This window comes from Argonema antarcticum A004/B2 (assembly GCF_023333585.1).
Lineage (GTDB): Bacteria > Cyanobacteriota > Cyanobacteriia > Cyanobacteriales > Aerosakkonemataceae > Argonema > Argonema antarcticum.
On sequence record NZ_JAIQZN010000182.1, the window covers coordinates 1 to 6,308 of the forward strand.

General features: G+C 41.7%; 11 protein-coding genes. 4 read left to right on the forward strand and 7 right to left on the reverse strand.

The features are described from left to right. The 4 genes from LAY57_RS36075 to LAY57_RS34670 all read left to right on the forward strand — a co-directional run. Positions 1 to 289 (forward strand): transposase (locus LAY57_RS36075; protein ID WP_275994506.1); only part of this gene is annotated, 289 nt, incomplete at its 5' end. Positions 290 to 351: 62 nt separating this feature from the next. After that, positions 352 to 510, forward strand: coding sequence for a transposase (locus tag LAY57_RS36080; protein ID WP_338022549.1), 159 nt, complete (start codon positions 352 to 354; stop codon positions 508 to 510). A 98-nt stretch (positions 511 to 608) separates the two neighbouring features. Further along, positions 609 to 1,178, forward strand: coding sequence for a pentapeptide repeat-containing protein (locus LAY57_RS34665; RefSeq protein WP_249071876.1), 570 nt, complete (start codon positions 609 to 611; stop codon positions 1,176 to 1,178). 167 nt (positions 1,179 to 1,345) lie between these two features. Further along, on the forward strand, positions 1,346 to 1,609 hold the full coding sequence (locus tag LAY57_RS34670; protein WP_249071877.1) for a pentapeptide repeat-containing protein: 264 nt from the start codon (positions 1,346 to 1,348) through the stop codon (positions 1,607 to 1,609). A gap of 293 nt (positions 1,610 to 1,902) precedes the next feature. On the opposite strand, the gene LAY57_RS34675 is transcribed toward LAY57_RS34670, so the two are convergent. From LAY57_RS34675 to LAY57_RS34700, 7 genes are all read right to left on the reverse strand, one after another. Next, on the reverse strand, positions 1,903 to 2,625 hold the full coding sequence (locus tag LAY57_RS34675) for a metallophosphoesterase (protein ID WP_249071880.1): 723 nt from the start codon (positions 2,623 to 2,625) through the stop codon (positions 1,903 to 1,905). 253 nt (positions 2,626 to 2,878) lie between these two features. Continuing rightward, positions 2,879 to 3,442 (reverse strand): hypothetical protein, encoded by a 564-nt coding sequence (locus LAY57_RS34680; protein WP_249071882.1) that lies wholly within the window; start codon positions 3,440 to 3,442, stop codon positions 2,879 to 2,881. After that, complete coding sequence (locus tag LAY57_RS34685; RefSeq protein ID WP_249071884.1) at positions 3,435 to 3,713, reverse strand: hypothetical protein; 279 nt, start codon at positions 3,711 to 3,713, stop codon at positions 3,435 to 3,437. The genes LAY57_RS34680 and LAY57_RS34685 overlap by 8 nt, the downstream gene beginning before the upstream one ends. Before the next feature lie 318 nt (positions 3,714 to 4,031). Further along, the gene (locus LAY57_RS34690; protein WP_249071886.1) at positions 4,032 to 4,940 is read right to left on the reverse strand and encodes a phosphatidylserine decarboxylase; all 909 of its coding nucleotides are present in this window, start codon (positions 4,938 to 4,940) and stop codon (positions 4,032 to 4,034) included. A 41-nt stretch (positions 4,941 to 4,981) separates the two neighbouring features. Then, positions 4,982 to 5,665 carry a CDP-alcohol phosphatidyltransferase family protein gene (locus LAY57_RS34695; protein ID WP_249071888.1) on the reverse strand — a complete coding sequence of 228 codons (684 nt, stop codon included), beginning with the start codon at positions 5,663 to 5,665 and terminating at the stop codon, positions 4,982 to 4,984. Between the two features lie 60 nt (positions 5,666 to 5,725). Then, positions 5,726 to 5,860, reverse strand: coding sequence for a hypothetical protein (locus tag LAY57_RS36755; protein ID WP_420839193.1), 135 nt, complete (start codon positions 5,858 to 5,860; stop codon positions 5,726 to 5,728). Positions 5,861 to 5,935: 75 nt separating this feature from the next. Continuing rightward, entirely contained in the window at positions 5,936 to 6,169 is a 234-nt protein-coding gene (locus LAY57_RS34700) for a hypothetical protein (RefSeq protein ID WP_249071889.1), read from the reverse strand. Positions 6,170 to 6,308: the final 139 nt, after the last annotated feature.

Consider the following 6,308-nt stretch of genomic DNA (forward strand, 5'->3'; position numbering starts at 1 on the left):
AACAAAAATAGTGAATGAAGAGTTAAATACTGCTAGAATTGACCAAAAGAAAACGGCAGAATCCCTCTCAGCTAAAGCAAGGGCTAAACTATTTAGTAGCTTAAAAGGAAGTAAATATACCTTATTGAAGAATGAAAAAAGCTTATCTAAAAAACAGAAAGAGAAGTTAGAACAAGTTAAACAAGCTTCACCGACAGTAGCAATTATGCACGACTTGAAAGATGAATTTCATCTTTTATTTGAGGAGAGTAAGACTTTAGGGTCAGGAACATTAAGATTGATTGGTTAAAGAAAGCTGAGCCATATTACCGAAATAGTGTTGCCACGATTAAGCGTTGGTTCCCGGAGGTAGTGGGTTACTTTGAAAAGCGAACAACCAATGGAATAGTAGAAGGCATTAATAACAAATTAAAATTATTAAAACGATGTGGTTTTGGCTTTAATAATTTCCATAACTTTGAAATACGGGCTTTACTTTTCTGGCATTATCCTCCTAATTTAGCACACTAAGTACGGAAGAACCACAAGTTAAATAGGCTAAGGTATGCCCGTCTTAGCTCTAGCTGTTTCATGGTCATTGATTTCAGTGATGCTAATCTAGAAGGATTATGAAAAGGAAGAAGATTACTGTAGAACAATTGCTCCAACGGTATGCGGCTGGGGAAAGAAACTTTACTAATGTTGAGGTCGAGTATACCGAAGAGGGGTTAAGTGGCTGTAATCTCAGTGGAGCTAACCTTAGCGGCTCTAAATTTAATTGTACGTACTTGATTGGAACCGACTTTAGTAATGCAGACTTGAGTGGTGTTCAGATGGCTGAAAGATGTCTAAATAAAGCTAATTTAAGTGGCGCCAACTTGAGCGGTGCTAACCTGTGGCAATCTCTCTTTGAGGGTAGCAACCTGAGTGGAGCCAACCTAAGTGGTGCTGATCTAAGGTGGGCTAACTTAGTTCGTTCCAATTTGAGTGGAGCCAACTTGAACGGTGCTAACCTTCACGGGACTAACTTTTATGGTTCTGATCTGAGCGGAGTCAACTTGAGCAATACCTTTCTGGAAGGGACTAGCTTGCCTAAAGTTAACCTGATGGGAGCTAATTTGGAGGGAGCCAAACTTGAGCAAGTCAATTTCGAGGATACTATCATGCCAGATGGAAGTATTCGGAATGATGGGTGCTAATATAAGGCAGAGTAATTAAATGAAAAATTTAATTCAGTATTAGCTAAAAATGTGACTGTATAATCTTCTAAAGACTTCCATGAACCAACATTAATTGCTGGCTGTTGTAGCAAAATCATGGTAAAAAGATGTATTGTTAAGAGTGTAATAAATTGGGAAAACCAGTTATGAGACAAAGGATAAGTGCAGAGGAATTGCTTAGACGGTATGCGGCTGGGGAGAGAAACTTTGCGGGAGTTGAGATTGAGTATAGCGAAGAAGGCTTGAGCGGCTGCAACCTGAGTGGAGTCAACTTGAGCGGAGCTAAATTTAATTTTGCATACTTAATAGGAACCGACTTGAGTGGTGCTGACTTGAGCGGTGCGAAAATGGCTGAAATGTGCCTGGATAGAGCAAACCTGAGCGGAGCCAACTTGAGGACCAGGAGCTAGCTTAAAACCATCAGGTGGTGGTAGTTTAGCTTTTTCACCTGTGTAATCATCGTCTTTTACTTGATACCAACCAGTTCCATTCAGATCCGGATCTTGGGGGACAAGCAGATAGAGGTACTTTCGCGAGTCCTACCCGAATTTAAGTAATTATACTCTAGTCGTTTTAGGGGATAGAGAATTTTGTTCAGTTGACCTAGCGCAATGGCTTCATAAACGACCTTATTATCAACGAGGTCGTCGAGCCCAAATGCTTATCCAGTCTAGCTTTGGGTTATAGTTGTCACCCCTCCAGCTCAAAAGATCTTGCATAAAATTACCTCTCGCGGACAGTTCCAGCGCACTGGCAAAGTATCTCCCATTCCCCGACTAACTATTAAAGTGGCATTATTTAATTCAAACCGCAGTCCATTCCACTGATAAAACCAAGCACCCGGATAAAGCCGACTCTGGTGTTCCCAAAACACCCACTGGCATCCGTGTAAATGCCCTGCCAATACTAAACTATAGCCAGATGCTACTGCTTGGGAAAATACAGCCGGGTTATGGGCACACAAAATTCGCAACGCTTTGGAAGTACGATCGCGATCGACGAATCCGTCTATCCTGATAGTTGATACTTTAAGCGAGCTTTCTTCCAGCCAGAAACCACCGCCTGTTTCTACTGCGCGTCGCACTGCCGTCATCCCTACCCAGACATCGTGATTGCCGGAAATCGCCCATACAGGTGCTTGCGCTACCAACTGAAGAACGCAAGACTCAAGCAAGGGGATTCCCCAACGGAAATCTACCAAATCTCCTCCCAATAATACCAGGTTAGGTTTAGTTTCGGTTACCGCTGTAACAAGTCGATCGATCGCTTGTAGAGAATGCCGTCCTCCCAAATGCAAGTCACTGGCAAACAGCAACTTCAACTCTTCGCCACCCAATCCCAGGTGGACAGACTCTTGACGAATTAATAACGGTGCAGAAGTGCCAATCTCTAGGGGGAAGCGAGTACTTAGTTTGGGTAACTTCATTAGACTTCTCCACAAAAGAATCTCATATTGTGTCCGGTAGCATCGGTAGTAGATGACTGATGCTCTCATATTATCTGTGGGAATCGGGGGTTAAATTTTTACCACAGATGAAGACAGATGAACACAGATGAACACAGATAAGAACGCATTTTTTTATACAACCGATGCTACCGGACATGATATCAAAGGCAGGCAGGATGCCTACTCCACAAGAATTTTTGGAGAGGTCTATTACACGATTGCATCTGCATTACTACATTCTGACACAAGAGTGATTTTGGCGCAATTTTTCGTACCAAAGCACTACCGCCAAACATCCCAAACACCAGGAACGAATAAAACCTTGCCCCAAGAAGCCGCCAAAAATCATTACTGCTGCTAATGGCATTACTACTTTCATCGCACTTAGAGTTCCTCCCTGAAGTACCGTCCATTTTCTACTTTCTCGGAAGGGATGGGTAGAGCCATCCAGAACAATGGGAAATAGAAATACCATCTGCACTTCTAAAGCATAAAAGGCGGGAATGCACAACAGTGCTAGCGGCTCTATCCGGGTCCATAAGGCGATACCTATTACTAGCAGTGCGGCTGCACAAGCAAGGCTATATTTTATGATTCCGAGTGCCTGAAGGTTTGGTGGAGTTAAAACAGGCGGTACTCCCCGCAGTTCTGAAAGTGCCAGCGCCATCCATTCTCCACCGCTGACAAAGCCAGTTCGCCACGCATCCCGTGCTGCTACCGATAAACGAGATTGTTCTGAATCATACATCTGAGCTGCCGATCGAAGCAAGTCAACTGCACGAATAGCTTCAGACATACGCACCGCCGCGCACGAAGCACCAGTGGGCCCAAGCCAGCCAAGCAAATCCATTCCCAAAAACGAGCAATCGGTGCATTGCCGTCTCGAACGGCTTACAGCGACGGTGGAAGAGGAACTCGTCATAACAGATCAGCACTGTCATGTACAGCACTACTATTATTACTGGTATCAGAAAATTTGTCGGTTTTTCCATAAGGGATGCTACAGCCATCAAGATAAATAATGGCACGCCTCCGGCTAGAGCCAGCAGCTCGTACTTACGCTCCAATTCTCCTACGATGCGATGTCCTTTCCGATGGTATAGCCAATCAATAACACCTGCAATTGTTGCGATAGTCCCACAAAAACTGATACCCCAGAATTCCCAAGGGTATGCACCCCAGTCGTGGAGCTAGGTAAATTGAGGGTGATTCCATAGCAGGGAAAGACATATATAAAACGCTACTCCTGGTACAAAGAGTGCTATCAAACTCTTCACAGGTATCTCCCGAATAACTATAAATTGACTTACTGTTGGCTTTCACCCACAAGCTGAGCTTTCCGACTATAGTACACTCCTTTATGAATATTCGCAATTTCATAATTATTACTTTATACCAATTCTAGTTCCCGTTTTTACTTGAACTTCTAAGCCTTGCTCTGAATCGGCAACTAAATCATTATCAAATCGGATAGCTCCGGGTTCAAAAAGCAGTACGCTCGTAGAACCCCCTAACCGGAAGTAGCCTTTTTCTTGTCCCCTGGTTACGTAGCCTGGTATAAAAGTTTGGATAATACTGCCTACACAAAATGCTCCTACTTCTACGTAAGTAATTTTTCCCAATTTTGAGGAAGTAAGTTCGGTGACAGTCCGCTTGTTAAAATAGTACAGTTGGGGTACTTTGTCAAGTGCGATCGGATTCACTGAATGATATTGCCCTTTGATATTCCGAACATTTCCAGCCAATCCATCATCTACAAAGTGAAACCGATGGTAGTCATAAGGTGCTAGGCGCAAAACTAATGCCGAACCCCCAAAGTAGATTTTGGCAGTTGCATTGTCAGATAGCAAATATTCTGGTGAAATTAATCCTCTTTTGACTGGAATTAGGCTTTCTTTTTCTAAAAAGGGATAAACAATAATTTTTCCATCCCCCGCAGAGGTAAGAACATTTTTAGAAGCTACGAAGGGTCGAGCATCTAGTTTTAGCCTTCGCGAAAAGAAATCATTAAAATTGTCATATTTTCCCAGGGGTAATTCGGCTTCTTCAATATTTATATGGTACTTATATATGAATTTTTTAATTCGCTTTTGATTGCACGGTCTATCTTGCCATTTACCTACCATATCAGAAAAAGAGTAATTATTCAAGAGACGCTCGAATATCTCAAAACCTAATGGATTTTCGTATAACCAGCGCAAGGTATCTTCCATAAAAATGGTTTCTGGAATGATTTTTCCTGTTTGTCGATCGCGATAACTTACTTCTGTTTTAGAGTTAGTGGTAGCTATCATTTGGCAACTCCCATTATAAAAATTGTAGTTGGTTGCGAGTATTATTTTGGGAAGGCGATCGCCCAAGCATATACGAGCGTTAAAGCTAATCCACCCAGCAATACTACAATATACCAAATACCCTTAAATTTTATTACCTTGACTGGGGAAACCATCATCACAGTTAAAACTAAATAGAGTCCCATCAGTAATATTTTCATCTTAGATTCAGACAAAACAAAATTAGCCAGAAAAGTAAGAGGAATAAATAAAGCTACATAAGTGACAGGCATTCCGATATAATAATGTTTTTCTGCTTCGCTATATAAGCCTGTACAGTTGAAGAAAGCAAGTCTCAATCCACTAGCTGCTAGGTACATCATTAGCAATACTATAGATAGGATGTCCTGCAACCCAAAGCAATAAGCAAAAATAGCTGGACTAAAGCCAAAGGAACAAATATCAACTAGGCTGTCTAATTCTTTTCCCACCGCAGATTGCCATTTATTTCGTCGGATTCTTTCGGATACAAAGCCGTCAAATACATCGGTTAAACCTGCGTATATCAGGCAAATTAATGCCCCATAAAATTGGTATTTAAAAGAAAATATCGCCGCCAGAAAACTGAGCATCAGCCCAGTCAGAGTTAAAAGATTAGCTAAATCGAGTTGTTGGAGAATTGAAAGGGGTATAGTTTCTGATTTTACAGTTTGAAATAAATTTGTTTGAGGAAGCTTGTCAACCATTACTTTGCCTACAAAAGTAGCTTTTAACCCAAAATAATTACATCATTGCTAGGATTAAAATCAACGGATCGTATCCCCCCGAAGATCGAAAACAGAGTAGACAAACCGATCGTTCCCATCCCCACCCGTCAAACTGTCATACCCTAAATTGCCAGCAAGTACATCGTTACCGACTTCGCAAGAGCAGAACATCATTATTGTTCCCACCTTTTAGATGGTGTAGAAGATTGAGTTTATCTGCTAGCAAAGATTAAATTAATGTAAAAACTCTCAGTTGGCTGCTTTGCGAGTTTTTAACATTTTTTTAACGATCTCTCGCATCTCCTTAAATGTCGAAAATTTTTGCATAGAAACCTTTTTACCATTTTTTTCTATCCACACTTGTCCGCTGGTTAAAGTGGAATTAACTTGAGTGCGGTCAAGTCGAACAAACAGCTTTTCGCTAGTAGGAAGTGTCTGATTATATTCTTCATTGTCACTACCTTGGACAAAGTTGGCAGTCAAACCTCTCGATAAACTATACTCTCTGAATATTGTTCGTAACTCTTCCTCAAAATCGACTATTTTGGTAACCGTTCAGGGGGTGCGCCTGCGGCGCACCACCCCAAGAGGAGTTTGAGGCTAAATGTGTTTGAGATATCGG

What these genes read in the sequence shown, in the direction of transcription:
- LAY57_RS34665 (WP_249071876.1), top strand. Translation starts at nt 609, where the DNA reads ATGAAAAGGAAGAAGATTACTGTAGAACAATTGCTCCAACGGTATGCG.
- LAY57_RS34670 (WP_249071877.1), top strand. Translation starts at nt 1,346, where the DNA reads ATGAGACAAAGGATAAGTGCAGAGGAATTGCTTAGACGGTATGCGGCT.
- LAY57_RS34675 (WP_249071880.1), bottom strand. Translation starts at nt 2,625, where the DNA reads ATGAAGTTACCCAAACTAAGTACTCGCTTCCCCCTAGAGATTGGCACT.
- LAY57_RS34680 (WP_249071882.1), bottom strand. Translation starts at nt 3,442, where the DNA reads ATGTCTGAAGCTATTCGTGCAGTTGACTTGCTTCGATCGGCAGCTCAG.
- LAY57_RS34690 (WP_249071886.1), bottom strand. Translation starts at nt 4,940, where the DNA reads ATGATAGCTACCACTAACTCTAAAACAGAAGTAAGTTATCGCGATCGA.
- LAY57_RS34695 (WP_249071888.1), bottom strand. Translation starts at nt 5,665, where the DNA reads ATGGTTGACAAGCTTCCTCAAACAAATTTATTTCAAACTGTAAAATCA.
- LAY57_RS36755 (WP_420839193.1), bottom strand. Translation starts at nt 5,860, where the DNA reads ATGATGTTCTGCTCTTGCGAAGTCGGTAACGATGTACTTGCTGGCAAT.